This is a genomic window from Klebsiella sp. GL120222-02 (assembly GCF_003097195.1).
In the GTDB taxonomy this organism is placed as follows: Bacteria; Pseudomonadota; Gammaproteobacteria; order Enterobacterales; family Enterobacteriaceae; genus Klebsiella; species Klebsiella variicola.
The window spans coordinates 618,122-634,707 of the sequence record NZ_QEQO01000003.1; the positions used below are offsets into that span (position 1 = coordinate 618,122).

A 16,586-nucleotide genomic window follows, 5' to 3' on the forward strand; every position below is an offset into this window, starting at 1 on the left:
AGGTGAAACTGACCGATAAGCCGCGTTCTTCTGGTATAGCGTCGTGGACAGTCATTCATCCTGCTTCCGGTATTCGAATAGCAAAAACCCCGCCGGAGCGGGGTTTTTGCATAAAGAGGTGAAACTGACCGATAAGCCGGGTTCTGTCGTGGACAGTCATTCATCTAGGCCAGCAATCGCTCACTGGCTCAAGCAGCCTACCCGGGTTCAGTACGGGCCGTACCTTATGAACCCCTATTTGGCCTTGCTCCGGGTGGAGTTTACCGTGCCGCGGACTGTTACCAGCCGCGCGGTGCGCTCTTACCGCACCCTTTCACCCTTACCTGATCCCGCTTACGCGGGCCATCGGCGGTTTGCTCTCTGTTGCACTGGTCGTGGGCTGTGACACCCCCCAGGCGTTACCTGGCACCTTGCCCTATGGAGCCCGGACTTTCCTCCCCTCCGCCCGTCTCCCCCCGAAGGAGGACGACGACGAAGCGGCGACTGTCTGGTCAGCTTCGGCGCGCAGTATAGAGGGTTTACCGCCCGTTGTCATCCTTCTGTCGTCATCCCAACCTGCAGGGTGGCGGCGATATTGCGCGACGCGCGGTAAATGTTATCAAATGCCCCGCGAAATGCCTCTTCCAGCGTCGAAACTGTGGTTAACACGCTGAAAACCGCATCGATACCGTGCTGGTGAACCACGCCGACGTCGTGGGTCAGGCTGCCAGCAATACCGATCACCGGCTTACGGTATTTTTTCGCCACCCGGGCTATCCCCACCGGCACCTTACCGTGAATAGACTGGCTATCGATCCGCCCTTCTCCGGTGACCACCAGCGAGCAGTCATGGATCTGCTCTTCCAGCTTCAGCGCCTCGGTAACGATCTCAATCCCGCTACGCAGTTCCGCATTAAGAAAAGCCATCAGCGCCGCGCCCATGCCGCCGGCCGCCCCCGCCCCGGGGATCGGCTTAACGTCCACCTGCAGCGACGCCTTAATGACGTCGGCGAAGTGCGCCAGATTACGATCCAGCTCAACGATCATCGCCTCGGTCGCCCCTTTCTGCGGGCCAAAGATCCGCGACGCGCCGCGCTCGCCCACCAGCGGGTTAGTGACGTCACAGGCCACGTGGATCATCCTGTCACGTAAGCGTGGATCGATGGCGGAAAGATCGATCCGGCTCAGACGGCTCAGGCTACCGCCGCCATGGCCGATCTCCTGCCCCTCGGCGTCACAAAGGCGGGCGCCTAGCGCCTGCATCATGCCCGCTCCACCGTCGTTGGTCGCACTGCCGCCGATACCGATAATGATCCGTTTCGCGCCATGTTCCAGCGCCTGTAATATCAGCTCGCCGGTACCGCGTGAAGTGGTGATGAGAGGGTTGCGTTTTTCGGGCGGAACGAGTCCCAGGCCACTGGCCGCCGCCATCTCAATAAACGCAGTGACGCCATCGCCGGACATGCCCCAGCAGGCCTCCACTTTCTCGCCCAGCGGGCCAGTCACCCATGCGGAATGTTCCGTTCCCTGCGTCGCGGCAATCATCGCCTCCACCGTTCCCTCGCCGCCGTCGGCGACGGGCATGGAAACATACTGCGCGTCAGGGAAAATTTCCCGAAATCCTTTTTCTATCGCCTGAGCTACCTCGGTGGCAGAAAGGCTTTCTTTGTAAGAGTCTGGGGCAATGACGATTTTCATAATTTTGTAGCCTGACAGTGCCGCGCAAGGCAAGAATAACAGGGCGCGCAAGGCGCCCTTCTTGTTAGCGAGTGACTTCCACTTTCGCCAGTTTTTCGTAGTAGCACGCCAGCGCGCTATGGTCCGCGGTGCCCAGACCGTCTGCGCGCAGCGCCTGCATCATCTCCATCACCGCCGCTGTCAGCGGCAGCTGAGCGCCCACGCCGTGTGAGGTATCCAACGCATTGGCCAGATCTTTAATATGCAGGTCGATACGGAAACCCGGCTTGAAGTTACGATCCATCACCATCGGCGCTTTGGCATCCAGCACGGTACTGCCCGCCAGGCCGCCACGGATCGCCTGATAGACCAGATCCGGATTGACGCCAGCTTTGGTCGCCAGAGTCAGCGCTTCAGACATCGCTGCGATGTTCAGGGCGACAATCACCTGGTTAGCCAGTTTGGTGACGTTGCCCGCGCCGATGTCGCCGGTATGCACCACGGAGCCCGCCATCGCTTTCATCAGATCGTAGTATTTATCAAAGATCGCCTTATCGCCGCCGACCATCACCGACAGGGTGCCGTCGATGGCTTTTGGTTCGCCGCCGCTCACCGGCGCGTCCAGCATTTCAACACCTTTGGCCCTCAGCGCTTCGCTGATTTCCCGGCTCGCCAGCGGCGCGATAGAGCTCATATCAATCACCACGGTGCCCGGCTTTGCCCCTTCGATAATGCCGTTTTCTCCCAGCGCCACCTCTTTCACATGCGGAGAGTTCGGCAGCATGGTGATAATGACGTCGCATTGTTCGGCAATCGCCTTCGGCGTCGTGGCGGTCTCTGCACCCGCGGCGATCACGTCGGCAATCGCTTCCGGGTTACGGTCGGACACCACCAGCGAATAACCGGCTTTCAGCAAATTTTTGCTCATCGGTTTGCCCATAATGCCAAGACCGATAAAACCCACTTTGATTGTCATAATGTTCTCTCTTTTCATCCTGGTGATTATTTTTTAAACGCATCAGCAAGTTTCTGCGTTGCTGAGCGGAAGACGCCCAGATCGCTGCCGACGGCGACGAAAGTCGCCCCCCATTCCAGATAGCGGCGCGCATCAGCTTCCACTGGCGCCAGAATGCCGCTTGGCTTACCGTGCTTCTTCGCGCTGGCAAAGATATGTTGGATAGCGTGCTGTACCTCAGGATGGGCGGCATTGCCGAGATGGCCTAAAGCGGCAGCCAGGTCACTCGGGCCAACGAACACCCCGTCCACACCCTCGGTCGCGGCAATCGCCTCGACGTTATCTACCCCGGTCTGGCTCTCAATCTGCACCAGAATGGAAATGTTCTTGTTGGACTGGGCGAAGTAGTCCGGCACGGTGCCAAACATATTGCCGCGGTGGGAAACGGAGACCCCGCGGATCCCTTCCGGCGGATAGCGGGTCGACGCCACCGCCTGCGCCGCCTGCTCAGCCGTCTCGACGAACGGCACCAGGAAGTTATAGAAGCCGATGTCCAGCATGCGCTTGATGATGATCGGCTCATTGGTCGGCACACGGACTACCTGCGCGCTGGAGCTGCCCTTCAGCGCCATCAGCTGTGGGATAAGCGTGGTCACGTCGTTCGGCGCGTGTTCCGCATCCAGCACCAGCCAGTCGAAACCGGCCAGACCCAGCACCTCAGTACTGATCGGGTTAGCCAGCGCGCACCAGCAGCCAATCTGCACCTGATGAGCCGCCAGCGCGGCCTTAAATTTGTTCGGGAAAATTGCGTTATCCATAATTTTTACCTTGCGTTAATCGTTGCTTACTTCTGCAATTCCATACGTTTGATATCGCCAACCACAAACAGGTAGCAGACCATCATCATCAGCGCGGAGCCGCCAACAAAAATCAGTGCGCCATTGAATGAGTGCAGTTCGCTTACGATGTAGCCAATAACCAGCGGCGTGGCGATCGAGGCCACATTGCCAAAGACGTTGAATACCCCGCCGCACAGGCCAACAATCTCTTTCGGCGCAACATCCGAGATAACCGGCCAGCCCAGCGCGCCAAAGCCTTTACCAAAGAACGCCAGCGCCATCAGCGTAATAACCAGCGGCGTGCTGGCCGTGTAGTTACACAGAATAATGGACGATGCCAGCAGCATTCCGAGTACTATCGGTAACTTACGCGCAAAAGTCAGCGTACAGCCGCGGCCAATCAGATAATCCGAAAACAGCCCGCCCAGTACGCCGCCGGCAAAACCAAACAGCGCCGGAATTGAAGCCACGAAGCCGACTTTCAGAATTGACATTCCCTTGTCCTGCACGAGGTAGATCGGAAACCACGTCAGGAAGAACCAGGTAATGGTGTTGAGGAAATACTGACCGAAAAATACGCCTAACATCATTCGGTTGGTCAGCAACTGACGGATATAATCCATCTTCGGCCCGGCCGCCTGGGTCGTCTCTTTTTTGTGGTCCATATCGACCACCGCGCCGCCTTCAGAGATATACTTCAGCTCCGCCGCGGACATTCGCGGATGATCGGTGGGGTTATGCACAAACTTCACCCAGATGACGGTGAGCACAAACCCTATTATCCCCATCACGGTAAAGACATGCTCCCAACCCAGCGCGAAGGTCAGCCAGCCGAGTAGCGGCGAGAATAACGCCAGCGAAAAATATTGCGCCGCATTAAAAATAGCCGAAGCGGTGCCCCGCTCTTTGGCCGGAAACCAGGCCGCCACAATGCGGGCGTTGGCGGGAAACGAGGGCGCTTCGGAAAAGCCCAGCATAAAACGCATAAAGAACATGGAGACCCCAGCCCAGGCGAGCGGGAACACATCAATAAAGCCCTGCAGGAAGGTAAACAGCGACCAGAAAAACAGGCTGTATGAGTAAACCTTCTTCGATCCAAATTTATCCAGCAGCCAACCACCAGGGATCTGCATCAGCAGATAAGCCCAGCCGAAGGCGGAAAAAATGTATCCCATCGACACCGCGCTGAGCCCCAGCTCTTTCGCGACTTCAGTACCGGCGATAGACAACGTCGCGCGGTCGCCATAGTTCACCGCCGTCACGACAAATATCATCAATAGAATTAAATAGCGGGTCGGTATTCCTTTTTTCTCATCTAATGTAGAATCCAGAATCATTTAGACATTCCTCAGGCACAGAACACCTTTTATAATTGCTTTAAGCGGTTTCTTATTTATTTAAAAGACGATATTGAAGCTATCTATTCGCATATCGAATACCTCAAAAACATGACTCAGTATAATCAGCACGCCTCCGCCAGACACTATGCATAACCACAATATAAAGTCATTATTTAACGCTAAAATTAGGCTTATGCCATAAGCCATGGGCGCTAATCCACAGTTCTTACGATTGCCTGCCCTGCTGGGGTTACCACCTCAGCAAGGAGTGATGTAGATCACATTTTAAAATCAATACAGCTGACATCCTTTATTCCATCATACTGATACGTAGTAAATGAATTAGCGTTTTATTTTATTATTAGCACCTGTTTGGAGATGACTGGACAATGGCTGACATTGCAATTCGACAACAATCGCCAACCGCGTTTTATATTAAAGTTGACCCGGCAGATAACGTGGCGATTATTGTCAACGATCGGGGATTGACCGCCGGAACACGTTTCCCGGACGGCCTGACGCTCGTCGAACACATCCCACAGGGTCATAAAGTAGCCCTGGTGGATATCCCTGCCCGCGGTGAAATCATCCGCTACGGAGAAGTGATTGGCTTCGCCGTGCGCGACATCCCACAGGGAAGCTGGATTGACGAATCGCTGGTGGAACTGCCCACCGCCCCGCCGTTGAACACCCTGCCGCTGGCGACCAAAGTGCCTGAACCCCTACCGCCTCTGGAAGGCTATACCTTTGAAGGGTACCGCAATGCCGATGGCAGCGTGGGCACCAAGAACCTGCTGGGCATCACCACCAGCGTGCACTGTGTTGCGGGCGTGGTTGATTATGTGGTGAAAATCATTGAACGCGACCTGCTGCCGAAATACCCCAACGTCGACGGCGTGGTAGGCCTGAACCACCTCTACGGTTGCGGCGTGGCGATTAATGCACCGGCGGCGGTAGTGCCAATTCGCACTATCCACAATATCGCCCTCAACCCGAATTTCGGCGGTGAGGTGATGGTCATTGGCCTCGGCTGTGAAAAGCTGCAGCCGGAACGCCTGCTGCAGGGCACGGAAGACGTCAAAAGTATCCCGGTGGACAGCGCCAGCATCGTCAGCCTGCAGGATGAAAAGCATGTTGGTTTTAAATCGATGGTCGATGACATTCTGCAGGTCGCCGAGCGCCACCTGGTGAAACTGAACCAGCGCCAGCGGGAAACCTGTCCGGCTTCAGAGCTGGTGGTCGGCATGCAGTGCGGCGGCAGCGACGCCTTCTCCGGTGTGACCGCCAACCCGGCGGTGGGTTATGCATCCGACCTGCTGGTGCGCTGCGGCGCGACGGTGATGTTCTCGGAAGTGACCGAAGTCCGCGACGCCATCCATCTGTTAACCCCGCGGGCGATTAACGAAGAGGTCGGCAAACGCCTGCTGGAAGAGATGGCCTGGTACGATAACTATCTCGACATGGGCAAAACCGACCGCAGCGCCAACCCCTCCCCCGGCAACAAAAAAGGCGGCCTGGCTAACGTGGTGGAAAAAGCGCTGGGTTCTATTGCTAAATCAGGTAAAAGCGCCATCGTCGAGGTGCTCTCTCCAGGCCAGCGCCCGACCAAACGCGGCCTGATTTATGCCGCTACCCCCGCCAGCGATTTTGTCTGCGGCACCCAGCAGGTCGCCTCTGGCATTACCGTGCAGGTGTTCACCACCGGTCGCGGCACGCCGTATGGCCTGATGGCGGTACCCGTAATAAAAATGGCGACCCGTACCGAGCTGGCCAACCGCTGGTATGACTTAATGGACATTAACGCCGGGACCATCGCCACTGGCGAAGAGACGATTGAGGATGTCGGGCGGAAGCTGTTCGAATTTATTCTCGACGTCGCCAGCGGACGCAAGAAAACCTTCTCCGATCAATGGGGCCTGCACAACCAGCTGGCGGTGTTTAACCCGGCGCCGGTGACCTGATCGAGAGCGTGAGAATTTAACTACTTTTAGCCCGGATTTATCCGGGCTTGTTGGTTACGGATGCTGTGCGGCAAGGAAAGCGCGGATCTGCGCCTGCGTCGAGGTGCCTTCCATGGGGCCGCGTTGGCTAATCGCCAACGAGCCGCTGGCGTTTGCCCATCTCAGCGCCTCCTGCGGCGTGGCGCCATTGAGGAACAGGCTGACAAAGGTGGCGCCAAAGCAATCCCCGGCACCAGTCGGATCCACCACCGGCACGTTGAAGCCGGCGACATGGTGTGTCTCGTTGGCGCTAAAGTAGCTGGCGCCACGCGGCCCACGTTTAATCACCACATGCTTCACGCCGCGTTTCAATAGCTTATCAACCAGGATCTGCTCATTGCGCTCCGGATTGAGGCCAAAATAATCCAGCTCACCGTCGCTCGGCAGGAAAATATCGGTGTAATCGAGAATGTATTCAAACGCCTGCGACATCTCGGGAATGTTCAGCATCTCTTTGCGAATGTTTGGGTCGAACGACACCGTACCGTTGCGGCCTTTAATGTTTTCAATCGCTTTACGCATCGCATCGATAATACGGAACGAGAACAGCGACGATCCCATAATATGAAAATGCTGACACTGATTTAGCAGCGCCTCATCAATGTGGTCGGCAGTCAGCAAACCGCAGGCGCTGTTAGGCATATTAAAAATAAAATCGCGCTGCGCCTGGCTACGATAGCTGACGAAGGCGCTACCGGTGGTCGCTTTCTGCAGCATGGCGATACCGTTGACGTTAACGCCATCTTTCTCCAGACGCGCAATATTCATCTCGCCAAATGCGTCGTTGCCCACGCAGCTAAACAACACAGAGCCAAAACCCAGCTTTGCCACCTGATCGGCAAAGATTGCCGGCGCCCCGCTGGGATAGGGCCCCCAAAATTCACCGGGGCGGGAAAAACCCTGATTCTCTTCCTTGGCGAGAAACTCCACCAGCAGTTCGCCGATGGTGCAAATGGTTACGTTCATCACCGCTCCTGGTTTGTCTTATGCAAAGCCGTGTTGAGCCATGTCAGGCATTCATTGTTGGTATAGCTGTTGGTCAAACCCGCAGCGAGGAAGCAGGCATGGTACTCTGCCGCGACGACCTGCGGGGTCACCACGCTGCTGATCTGTTGCAATTCACCGACAGCATAACGTTTCTCACCGTAGACCGGTCTGGACGCAACAATCGCGATAACTCTTTCGCTCTGCGCCACAGCCTCATTCAGTAGATGTGCTGTGGCCTCGTTACGCACGCTCAGCGTACCGTCTTCGGCAATATGATCCACCGCAATCAGCGCATGTGATGGCCGGTAATGACCTAACGCTTTCAGCGCCAGATCGCCCTCCACAATCCGCCCCTGCCCGGACAGCACCCCACCAAGCAGAACGGTTTCCCCATTTAAAAACTCCTGCGCCAGCGCGACATGGCCCAGATCGTTTAACAGCAGGCAAAGTTCTTCTCTGTTGGCCAGAAAGGGGATCACTTTACGCAAAATGGAACCTTGGCCTAAAAATAGCGTTTCGCCATCTTCTATCTGCGCCGCCACCTGGCGAGCCATTTCCGTCTCCAGCGCTTTATCCCTGACGGCTGGTGCTTCCCGCATCACCGCAACCGGCGCGCCAGCCTGGGCGGTATAAATCGCCCCGCCGAAGGAGCGTTTTAAGTAGCCCTGCTGCTCGAGGTAGTTGAGATCGTTACGGATTGTCACTCCGGAAACAGCCAGCATTTCGGCCAGATCGTCGACTTTGATCTCGCCGTTCTTACGAACGATCTCTGCGATGTCCAAGCGCCTTTTCAGCAGGCTGGTTGACGGTTTTGCCACGGTTTATGCCTTATTATTTTCTCCTGGAATAACTTTCATTTTTAAATTTCCCTATCGTAATGTCAAACCGCGGCTGAACTTCCATCTTGCCATAAATAAATTAATTAATATTAATCATATAGTTACAAAGAAAGCACTTCCCTGCTAAAACTTTAAAAAAGAAACATTAAAAATATTATTAACTTTCATTTTAAAAATCAATTCATCATTGTGTGCGGTGGATCACACCTAAAAGTCGAGACGATCGTTACATTACTTTCAAATTGAAGGTTATTTAATGTAAATGACTTACAAATTGAAAAGAGGACTAAAATGTACATCATTTCCAGTAAAAACATGCTGTTAAAAGCTCAACGACAGGGTTATGCCGTGCCGGCTTTCAATATCCATAACCTCGAAACCATGCAGGTCGTCGTTGAAACGGCGGCTGAATTACGCTCTCCCTTGATCCTTGCCGGCACGCCCGGTACCTACAGCTATGCCGGCACCGGCAACGTGGTGGCGATCGCCCGCGATCTGGCGAAAAAGTGGGATCTCCCGCTCGCCCTGCACCTCGATCATCACGAGGATCTGGCTGATATCACGCGCAAAGTCCAGGCAGGGATCCGCTCGGTCATGATCGATGGCTCTCACTCACCGTTCGAGGAAAATGTGGCACTGGTAAAAAGCGTGGTGGAGTTGAGCCACCGCTATGATGCCAGCGTAGAAGCCGAGCTGGGCCGTCTGGGCGGAGTCGAAGACGATCTGGTGGTCGATGCTAAAGATGCGCTCTATACCAACCCCGAACAGGCCCGTGAATTTGTCGCTCGTACCGGTATTGATTCGCTGGCCGTCGCCATCGGTACCGCTCACGGTCTTTACACCGCCGAACCGAAGCTTGATTTTGAGCGCCTGGCGGCTATTCGCGACTGCGTTGATGTTCCACTGGTTCTGCACGGCGCTTCCGGCCTGCCGGATAGTGATATTCGCCACGCCATTTCTCTGGGCGTATGCAAAGTCAACGTCGCCACCGAACTTAAAATCGCCTTCTCGGATGCACTGAAAGCCTACTTCCTGGAAAATCCGGGCGCCAACGATCCTCGTCACTATATGAAACCGGCGAAAGCGGCAATGAAAGAGGTCGTTCGCAAAGTCATTCACGTCTGTGGCTGCGAAGGACAACTGTAATCAGCGGATCGAAGGAGCCTTGTCGTGATCCACACCCTGACACTGAACACCGCGATTGATATGAATATCTTTTGCGATCCGCTCCAGCCGGCGGCAGTCAACCGCACCCGGCAGACGGAATATTGCCCGAATGGTAAAGGGGTTAACGTCTCGCTGGTATTACATCATTACCAGCAGCCAACCCATGTTATGGGCATATTCGGCGGTTTTACCGGCCGCTATATCGTTGAGGAACTACGCAAACAACATATTAACGTCACGCCGGCATGGGTCGCTGAACCCACCCGTATTAATATCTTTATTAACGACGGCAGAGATGAATATAAACTGGTAAATCCCGGCGCGCGGATTAACGATGAAGGGAAAGAACAAATTCTTCATCATTTACAGTGCGTCACGCCTGGTGATTATTTAGTTATCAGCGGCAGTCTGCCACCGGGAATAGAGAGCCGGTTCTATAGCGAGATTCTGGTGCTGTGTCAGCAAAAAGGGTGTGAAGTCATCTTAGATATCAGCCACCCGGTGCTGCGCCAGCTTTTGGAGTGGCATCCGCTATTGATTAAACCCAATGACGACGAGCTGAACGAGATCTTTGGTCTGGATGTCAGCAGCCCCCAGCGGGTACGCGAAGCAATGCAAACGCTCCACCAGCTTGGGGCTCGCAATGTTCTGCTGACCCTTGGCGCACAAGGGCTCTATTTTTCGAACGGCGAGCAACTGTGGTTCTGCTCGGCACCGAAAATCGAACTGGTCAGCTCGGCCTGCGCCGGCGATGCCGCGCTGGGCGCGTTCCTCAGCCGATGGCTTAACGCAGGCGATATTCCTCAGGCGCTGGCGCTGGCCAGCGCCACCGGCGCCGATGTTGCCGCCTCCGCCGGGCTTGGCAAATTAAACCGTACGCAAGAATTATTACAACAACTTCAGATCGTCCAATTATAAAGGTCCGATTATGAAAAAAATTATTGCCGTTACCGGCTGCCCTACAGGTATTGCTCATACATTTATGGCTGAAGAGGCCTTAAAAACCGCAGCGAAAAAATTAAACGTTGAAATAAAAGTCGAAACCAATGGCGCTTCCGGCGTAGAAAATGCCATTACGCCGGAAGACCTGACGGATATTTATGGTGTGATTATCGCTGCCGATAAAGATGTTAATGCCGAACGTTTTAATGGCTTACCGGTTATTGAGGTGCCGGTTAAAGAAGCCATTCACCATCCGGCGGAATTAATTAATAAAGTTGTTAACGGTCAGGCGCAGCGTCGCCAGGGACACTCCGCGACGACGGATCTCGCCGAGAAATATGAGCGAGAATCGTTCGGCCGACAGATTTACAAACATCTGATGAGCGGTGTTTCCAACATGCTGCCGTTCGTTGTCGCCGGCGGGATCTTAATCGCCGTTTCTTTCCTGTGGGGCATCTACTCCGCCGATCCGAATTCACCGCAGTATAACGTGGTTGCCGCCACCCTGATGAAAGTCGGTCAGCAGGCGTTCTCGATCATGGTGCCGGTGTTTACCGCCTACATTGCCTGGTCGATATCTGGCCGCCCGGGCATGGTCGCCGGTTTTGTCGGCGGCCTGCTGGCGAACGCCACCGGCGCCGGGTTCCTCGGTGGGATCATCGCCGGTTTTGCCGCCGGGTATTTTATGCTGCTGATCCGTCATCTGCTCGACGGTCTGCCGCGCCAGTACGAAGGGCTGAAGTCGATCTTCATTATGCCGCTGATCGGCGTCCTGGTGATTGGCGTGATGATGGTCCTGCTCGGCCAGCCAGTGGCAGCGATCAACAATGGCATGATGAACTGGCTCAGCTCTCTGCAGGAAGCCAACCCCATCCTGCTGGGGATCGTGGTCGGCGCAATGTGCTCCTTCGACTTCGGCGGGCCGGTCAACAAAGCGGCCTATGTCACCGGTACGCTGCTGCTGGGGCAAGGTAACTATTTCTTTATGGCCGGTGTGTCTGCCGCCTGCATCACGCCGCCGCTGGTCATCGCTCTGGCGACCACGTTCTTTCCGAAAGGCTTTAGCGAGGAGGAACGCGCCGCCGGGATGGTCAACTATATCCTCGGCTGCACACACATTACCGAAGGTGCGATTCCCTTTGCCGCCAAGGATCCGCTGCGGGTGATCCCGATGATGATGATCGCCTCATCAATTTCTGCGGTACTCAGCTACAGCCTGCATATTCAGGTTCCGGCACCGCACGGCGGCTTCTTAATCCTGCCGCTGGTCAGTAAACCGTTGATGTGGGTGCTGTGCATTCTCGCCGGTTCCGCCTGCGGGGCACTTATGCTGGGATGCTGGCGGCTATGGCAGAAACGCACTGACAAAGCGACAGCCCTTGCTGGCGCCATGAAATAAGGAGCAAGCTATGCAACTGACTTCTGCCGATATTGGTTTCGATCGTCAGGTCAAAACGAAAGACGAGGCGCTACAACGTGTCGTTGCAGCCCTGACTGAGGCCGGACATACGCAAGCAGCCTATCTACAAGGCATGCGCGAGCGCGAGGGGCAAATCAGCACCTATCTGGGCAACGGCATCGCTATTCCCCACGGCACGCCGCACAGTCGCGACGCAGTGCTCAAAACGGGTGTTAAGGTGCTGGCTTGTCCGCAGGGGGTTGACTGGGGTGAGGAGCAAACCGCCTATCTGATTGTCGGTATCGCGGCTCAGGACAACGAGCATCTCGATATTTTGCGCCAACTCACCCATGCCCTGGGCGATGATCGGGTGCCTGACGCGCTGACGCGCGCCGATACCCCCCAGGCGGTGCTGGAAATTCTCGCTGGTGATATCCCTCTGCCAGCAGGCGAAGAACCACAACCCGCGCCGCACTTTGACGAAGAGGCCACCTTTACCCTGCGCAATCCGCACGGTCTTCATGCCCGCCCCAGTGCGGTGCTGGTGAAAGCCGTCAAGCAGTGGCGATCGCAAATCCAGGTCGAAAACCTTGATACGCGCTCCGCCATTGTTGATGCCAAAAATCTGATGCGCGTCGTATCACTGGGCGCCAAACAGGGTCATCGTCTGCACTTTATGGCCAGCGGCAACGATGCGCAGCAGGCGTTAAAAGCCATTGGCGACGCTTTTAACGCCGGTCTCGGCGAAATCGCCGCCCAGCCGCAGCAGGCCACTCAGGAAGCCGTCAAAACGAAACGTAGCTGGCTTTCCCGACTATTTAGTTAATTTTCAACAAATTAAAAACGCCCTGTCTTTCTGGCCAGGGCGTTTTTGTCTTGAAAGACGATACCTTTCACTGCGTTACACGACTATTTATCGATGCAGATCACAATTCAAAACAAAGCCATTTGCGACCAAAACAAAACATAACGAATATATTCGAAAGAAAACGGAGGTTGTAAATGAAAGACATTATCTCTCGCCATAAGTCCGGCGAACACATCGGCATCTGTTCAGTTTGTTCAGCGCATCCGCTGGTTATCGAAGCGGCGTTACGTTTCGATCTGTCGACTAACAACAAGGTGCTGATCGAAGCGACATCCAACCAGGTGAATCAGTTTGGCGGCTACACCGGCATGCAGCCGGCCGATTTCCGTGACTTCGTCTACAACATCGCCCGTACCGTCGGTTTCCCGGCTGAACGTATTATTCTTGGCGGCGATCATCTGGGCCCGAACTGTTGGCAAGACGAACCGGCCGCCGTGGCGATGGAAAAATCTGTCGACCTCATCAAGGCCTACGTCGCGGCCGGCTTTAGCAAAATCCATCTCGATGCGTCAATGTCCTGTGCTGACGATCCGGTGCCTTTGGATCCTGGTGTGGTTGCTGAGCGCGCCGCTCGCCTGTGTCAGGCTGCCGAAGAGACCGCCAGCGCTGAGCAAAAGCGCCACCTGACCTACGTCATCGGGACCGAAGTTCCGGTGCCCGGCGGCGAGCCCTGCACCATCGGCAGCGTACATGTCACCCGGGCGCAGGATGCCGCGGCGACACTCGAAACCCATGAGGCTGCTTTCCGTAAGCTGGGACTCGAGGCTGCGCTGGAGCGAGTTATCGCTATCGTCGTGCAGCCTGGGGTGGAGTTCGACCATACGCAAATCATTCATTACCAGCCGCAGGAAGCGAAAGCGCTTTCCGCCTGGATCGAAAGTACCCCGATGGTCTACGAAGCGCACTCCACCGACTACCAAACTCGCCAGGCTTATCGCGCGCTGGTTCGCGACCACTTCGCCATCCTGAAAGTCGGCCCGGCGCTCACCTTTGCCCTGCGTGAAGCCATCTTTGCCCTCGCCCAAATGGAAAATGAGCTGATCGCCCCGGAGTCTCGCAGTCGCGTGATGGAGGTGATCGACGAAGTGATGCTTAACGAACCCGGCTACTGGAAAAAATACTATCGCCCCACCTGGAGCCAGGCGATGGTCGATATCCACTTCAGCCTTTCCGACCGTATCCGTTATTACTGGCCGCATCCGCGTATTCGCCAGAGCGTTGAGAAACTTATCGCTAATCTGACCGACGCTAAGCTGCCGCTGGGGCTTATCAGCCAGTATATGCCGGTGCAGTTTGAACGACTGTCGCTGAATGCACTGAACGCCGAGCCGCACGCGCTGATCCTCGACAAAATCCAGGATGTTCTGCGTGCCTACCGCTACGGCTGTTCTTCTGAAATCGCCTGAAGTTAAGAGGATATATGAGTCAACTGTTTGTTCGTACCGGCATTCATTTCAGTTCCAGCCAGCAGGCGCTGGAACACATTGGCGCAGAGATGCTGGCGCGAGGCGTCGTACACGACAGCTATCCCGCCGCCCTGCTCGAACGCGAAGCGACTTTTCCCACCGGCATCGCCCTGGAGCAGCATGCTGTCGCTATCCCGCACTGTGAAGCCGTCCACGCCAAATCGCCGGCCATTTACCTGATTCGTCCGGATGCGCCGGTTCCTTTTCAGCGCGCTGATGACGACGGCGAAATCGACGTTTCGCTCATCATCGCGCTGATTGTTGAAAACCCGGCGGCACAGCTGAAGCTACTGCGCCGGTTATTTAGTGAGCTACAAAATCCGCACACGCTGGAGGCACTGCTCGCCGCTTCCGACGATCAGCTGCCGGTGCGGTTCCAGCAATTTATCCTTGAGCCTGAGCTTAACGCCGTGGCTTCATAAGATACTGATAATAAAAGGGGTACCCTATGAAACGTAAAGTTATCGTCGCCTGCGGCGGTGCCGTCGCCACCTCCACGATGGCGGCTGAAGAGATTAAAGAGCTGTGTGCAGACCACAATATTGAACTGGATTTGGTGCAGTGCCGGGTCAATGAAATCGAGACCTACATGGACGGGGCGGACCTGATCTGCACCACCGCGCGCGTGGAGCGGACCTTTGGCGACATTCCGGTGGTACACGGCATGCCATTCGTTTCGGGCGTCGGCATTGAAGCCTTACAACAGAAAATCCTCGGCATCCTCGCGGAGTAAACGCCATGTTTAGCGAAATCATGCGTTATATCCTCGATCTCGGTCCGACGGTGATGCTGCCGATCGTGATCATTATTTTCTCCAAGTTACTGGGGATGAAGCTCGGGGATTGTTTCAAATCTGGTCTGCATATCGGGATCGGTTTCGTCGGTATCGGCCTGGTCATTGGCCTGATGCTCGACTCCATCGGCCCGGCGGCAAAGGCGATGGCGGAGCATTTCCAGATTAATCTTCACGTGATCGATATCGGTTGGCCGGGTTCATCACCGATGACCTGGGCGTCGCAAATCGCCCTGGTGGCGATCCCGGTGGCCATCGTGGTTAATATCGTGATGCTGGTTACCCGTATGACCCGCGTAGTGAATGTCGATATCTGGAACATCTGGCATATGACCTTTACCGGCGCGATGCTGCATATCGCTACCGGATCGTACTGGATAGGTATTCTCGGCGTGGTAGTGCATGCCGCCTTTGTGTATAAGCTGGGCGACTGGTTTGCCAAAGATACCCGCGATTTCTTTGGCCTCGAGGGTATTGCGATCCCGCATGGCAGTTCGGCGTATTTAGGGCCGGTTGCCGTGCTTGTCGATACCATCATCGACAAGATCCCCGGTCTTAACCGTATTCACTTTAGCGCCGATGATATCCAGAAACGCTTCGGTCCCTTCGGTGAACCGGTTACCGTTGGCTTCGTCATGGGCCTTGTGATTGGCGCGCTGGCGGGTTACGACCTGAAGAGCATTCTCCAGCTTGCGGTGAAAACCGCAGCGGTGATGCTGCTGATGCCACGGGTGATCAAACCGATTATGGATGGCCTCACGCCGATAGCCAAACAGGCGCGTAAACGTCTGCAGGCCAAATTCGGCGGCCAGGAATTCCTGATTGGTCTCGACCCGGCGCTGCTGCTCGGTCATACCTCGGTGGTCTCCGCCAGCCTGATCTTCATCCCGCTGACCATTCTTATCGCCGTCGTGGTTCCTGGCAACCAGGTCCTGCCGTTTGGCGACCTGGCCACCATCGGCTTCTTCGTGGCGATGGCAGTCGCGGTACATCAAGGGAACCTATTCCGCACATTGATTTCCGGGGTCATCATTATGGGTATCACCCTATGGATCGCCACCCAGACCATAGGCCTGCACACCCAGCTGGCGGCAAACGCCGGGGCCCTGAAAGCCGGCGGTATGGTGGCCTCAATGGACCAGGGCGGTTCACCGATTACCTGGCTGCTGATCCAGCTCTTTACCTGGCAGAACGTGGTGGGCTTCGCGGTCATCGGCATTATCTATCTGACTGGCGTTCTGCTGACCTGGCGTCGTGCCCGTCGCTTCATCGCGGTGGAAAAAGCAGAAAAAAGCGCTGCCCCACAACAAAGTACAGGCATGTCTTGATCTAAAA

At 55.6% G+C, this 16,586-nt stretch carries 15 protein-coding genes and 1 other RNA gene; 9 read left to right on the forward strand and 7 right to left on the reverse strand.

The features are described 5' to 3' along the window. Positions 1–116: 116 nt before the first annotated feature. From rnpB to N438_RS13070, 5 genes are all read right to left on the reverse strand, one after another. Positions 117–499, reverse strand: an RNA gene (rnpB, locus tag N438_RS13050) — RNase P RNA component class A. 32 nt (positions 500–531) lie between these two features. Further along, positions 532–1,677 (reverse strand): glycerate 2-kinase, encoded by a 1,146-nt coding sequence (gene garK, locus N438_RS13055; RefSeq protein WP_012967185.1) that lies wholly within the window; start codon positions 1,675–1,677, stop codon positions 532–534. 64 nt (positions 1,678–1,741) lie between these two features. Then, a complete protein-coding gene (gene garR / locus N438_RS13060; protein WP_012967184.1) occupies positions 1,742–2,632 on the reverse strand; it encodes a 2-hydroxy-3-oxopropionate reductase in 891 nt (296 codons plus the stop codon). A 26-nt stretch (positions 2,633–2,658) separates the two neighbouring features. After that, positions 2,659–3,429: a 2-dehydro-3-deoxyglucarate aldolase gene (gene garL, locus N438_RS13065; RefSeq protein WP_008806598.1), complete on the reverse strand. Its 771-nt coding sequence runs from the start codon at positions 3,427–3,429 to the stop codon at positions 2,659–2,661. 26 nt (positions 3,430–3,455) lie between these two features. Beyond that, positions 3,456–4,787 carry an MFS transporter gene (locus N438_RS13070; protein ID WP_008806599.1) on the reverse strand — a complete coding sequence of 444 codons (1,332 nt, stop codon included), beginning with the start codon at positions 4,785–4,787 and terminating at the stop codon, positions 3,456–3,458. Between the two features lie 392 nt (positions 4,788–5,179). Between N438_RS13070 and garD the strand changes: the two genes are divergently transcribed. Beyond that, positions 5,180–6,751 (forward strand): galactarate dehydratase, encoded by a 1,572-nt coding sequence (garD, locus tag N438_RS13075; protein ID WP_023323314.1) that lies wholly within the window; start codon positions 5,180–5,182, stop codon positions 6,749–6,751. A gap of 54 nt (positions 6,752–6,805) precedes the next feature. On the opposite strand, the gene N438_RS13080 is transcribed toward garD, so the two are convergent. After that, the gene (locus tag N438_RS13080) at positions 6,806–7,756 is read right to left on the reverse strand and encodes a sugar kinase (RefSeq protein WP_012967182.1); all 951 of its coding nucleotides are present in this window, start codon (positions 7,754–7,756) and stop codon (positions 6,806–6,808) included. Next, positions 7,756–8,559 (reverse strand): DeoR/GlpR family DNA-binding transcription regulator, encoded by an 804-nt coding sequence (locus N438_RS13085; protein ID WP_008806602.1) that lies wholly within the window; start codon positions 8,557–8,559, stop codon positions 7,756–7,758. The genes N438_RS13080 and N438_RS13085 overlap by 1 nt, the downstream gene beginning before the upstream one ends. Positions 8,560–8,907: 348 nt before the next feature. Between N438_RS13085 and N438_RS13095 the strand changes: the two genes are divergently transcribed. From N438_RS13095 to N438_RS13130, 8 genes are all read left to right on the forward strand, one after another. Then, a complete protein-coding gene (locus N438_RS13095) occupies positions 8,908–9,762 on the forward strand; it encodes a tagatose bisphosphate family class II aldolase (protein ID WP_022066326.1) in 855 nt (284 codons plus the stop codon). 24 nt (positions 9,763–9,786) lie between these two features. Further along, positions 9,787–10,701 carry a 1-phosphofructokinase gene (pfkB, locus tag N438_RS13100; RefSeq protein WP_008806604.1) on the forward strand — a complete coding sequence of 305 codons (915 nt, stop codon included), beginning with the start codon at positions 9,787–9,789 and terminating at the stop codon, positions 10,699–10,701. A 10-nt stretch (positions 10,702–10,711) separates the two neighbouring features. Beyond that, positions 10,712–12,124, forward strand: coding sequence for a PTS fructose transporter subunit IIBC (locus N438_RS13105; RefSeq protein ID WP_008806605.1), 1,413 nt, complete (start codon positions 10,712–10,714; stop codon positions 12,122–12,124). Between the two features lie 10 nt (positions 12,125–12,134). Beyond that, positions 12,135–12,950 carry an HPr family phosphocarrier protein gene (locus N438_RS13110; RefSeq protein ID WP_008806606.1) on the forward strand — a complete coding sequence of 272 codons (816 nt, stop codon included), beginning with the start codon at positions 12,135–12,137 and terminating at the stop codon, positions 12,948–12,950. A gap of 176 nt (positions 12,951–13,126) precedes the next feature. Further along, positions 13,127–14,398, forward strand: a complete 1,272-nt coding sequence (gene gatZ / locus N438_RS13115; protein ID WP_110233535.1) for a tagatose-bisphosphate aldolase subunit GatZ — start codon at positions 13,127–13,129, stop codon at positions 14,396–14,398. Between the two features lie 14 nt (positions 14,399–14,412). Next, entirely contained in the window at positions 14,413–14,880 is a 468-nt protein-coding gene (gatA, locus tag N438_RS13120; RefSeq protein ID WP_008806608.1) for a PTS galactitol transporter subunit IIA, read from the forward strand. A 26-nt stretch (positions 14,881–14,906) separates the two neighbouring features. Continuing rightward, entirely contained in the window at positions 14,907–15,191 is a 285-nt protein-coding gene (gene gatB / locus N438_RS13125; RefSeq protein WP_002918119.1) for a PTS galactitol transporter subunit IIB, read from the forward strand. A gap of 5 nt (positions 15,192–15,196) precedes the next feature. After that, positions 15,197–16,579, forward strand: coding sequence for a PTS galactitol transporter subunit IIC (locus N438_RS13130; RefSeq protein WP_008806609.1), 1,383 nt, complete (start codon positions 15,197–15,199; stop codon positions 16,577–16,579). Positions 16,580–16,586 lie beyond the last annotated feature (7 nt).

What these genes read in the sequence shown, in the direction of transcription:
- gatB (WP_002918119.1), top strand. Translation starts at nt 14,907, where the DNA reads ATGAAACGTAAAGTTATCGTCGCCTGCGGCGGTGCCGTCGCCACCTCC.
- gatZ (WP_110233535.1), top strand. Translation starts at nt 13,127, where the DNA reads ATGAAAGACATTATCTCTCGCCATAAGTCCGGCGAACACATCGGCATC.
- N438_RS13110 (WP_008806606.1), top strand. Translation starts at nt 12,135, where the DNA reads ATGCAACTGACTTCTGCCGATATTGGTTTCGATCGTCAGGTCAAAACG.
- gatA (WP_008806608.1), top strand. Translation starts at nt 14,413, where the DNA reads ATGAGTCAACTGTTTGTTCGTACCGGCATTCATTTCAGTTCCAGCCAG.
- N438_RS13080 (WP_012967182.1), bottom strand. Translation starts at nt 7,756, where the DNA reads ATGAACGTAACCATTTGCACCATCGGCGAACTGCTGGTGGAGTTTCTC.
- N438_RS13130 (WP_008806609.1), top strand. Translation starts at nt 15,197, where the DNA reads ATGTTTAGCGAAATCATGCGTTATATCCTCGATCTCGGTCCGACGGTG.
- N438_RS13095 (WP_022066326.1), top strand. Translation starts at nt 8,908, where the DNA reads ATGTACATCATTTCCAGTAAAAACATGCTGTTAAAAGCTCAACGACAG.
- garL (WP_008806598.1), bottom strand. Translation starts at nt 3,429, where the DNA reads ATGGATAACGCAATTTTCCCGAACAAATTTAAGGCCGCGCTGGCGGCT.
- garD (WP_023323314.1), top strand. Translation starts at nt 5,180, where the DNA reads ATGGCTGACATTGCAATTCGACAACAATCGCCAACCGCGTTTTATATT.
- N438_RS13070 (WP_008806599.1), bottom strand. Translation starts at nt 4,787, where the DNA reads ATGATTCTGGATTCTACATTAGATGAGAAAAAAGGAATACCGACCCGC.
- garR (WP_012967184.1), bottom strand. Translation starts at nt 2,632, where the DNA reads ATGACAATCAAAGTGGGTTTTATCGGTCTTGGCATTATGGGCAAACCG.
- N438_RS13105 (WP_008806605.1), top strand. Translation starts at nt 10,712, where the DNA reads ATGAAAAAAATTATTGCCGTTACCGGCTGCCCTACAGGTATTGCTCAT.
- garK (WP_012967185.1), bottom strand. Translation starts at nt 1,677, where the DNA reads ATGAAAATCGTCATTGCCCCAGACTCTTACAAAGAAAGCCTTTCTGCC.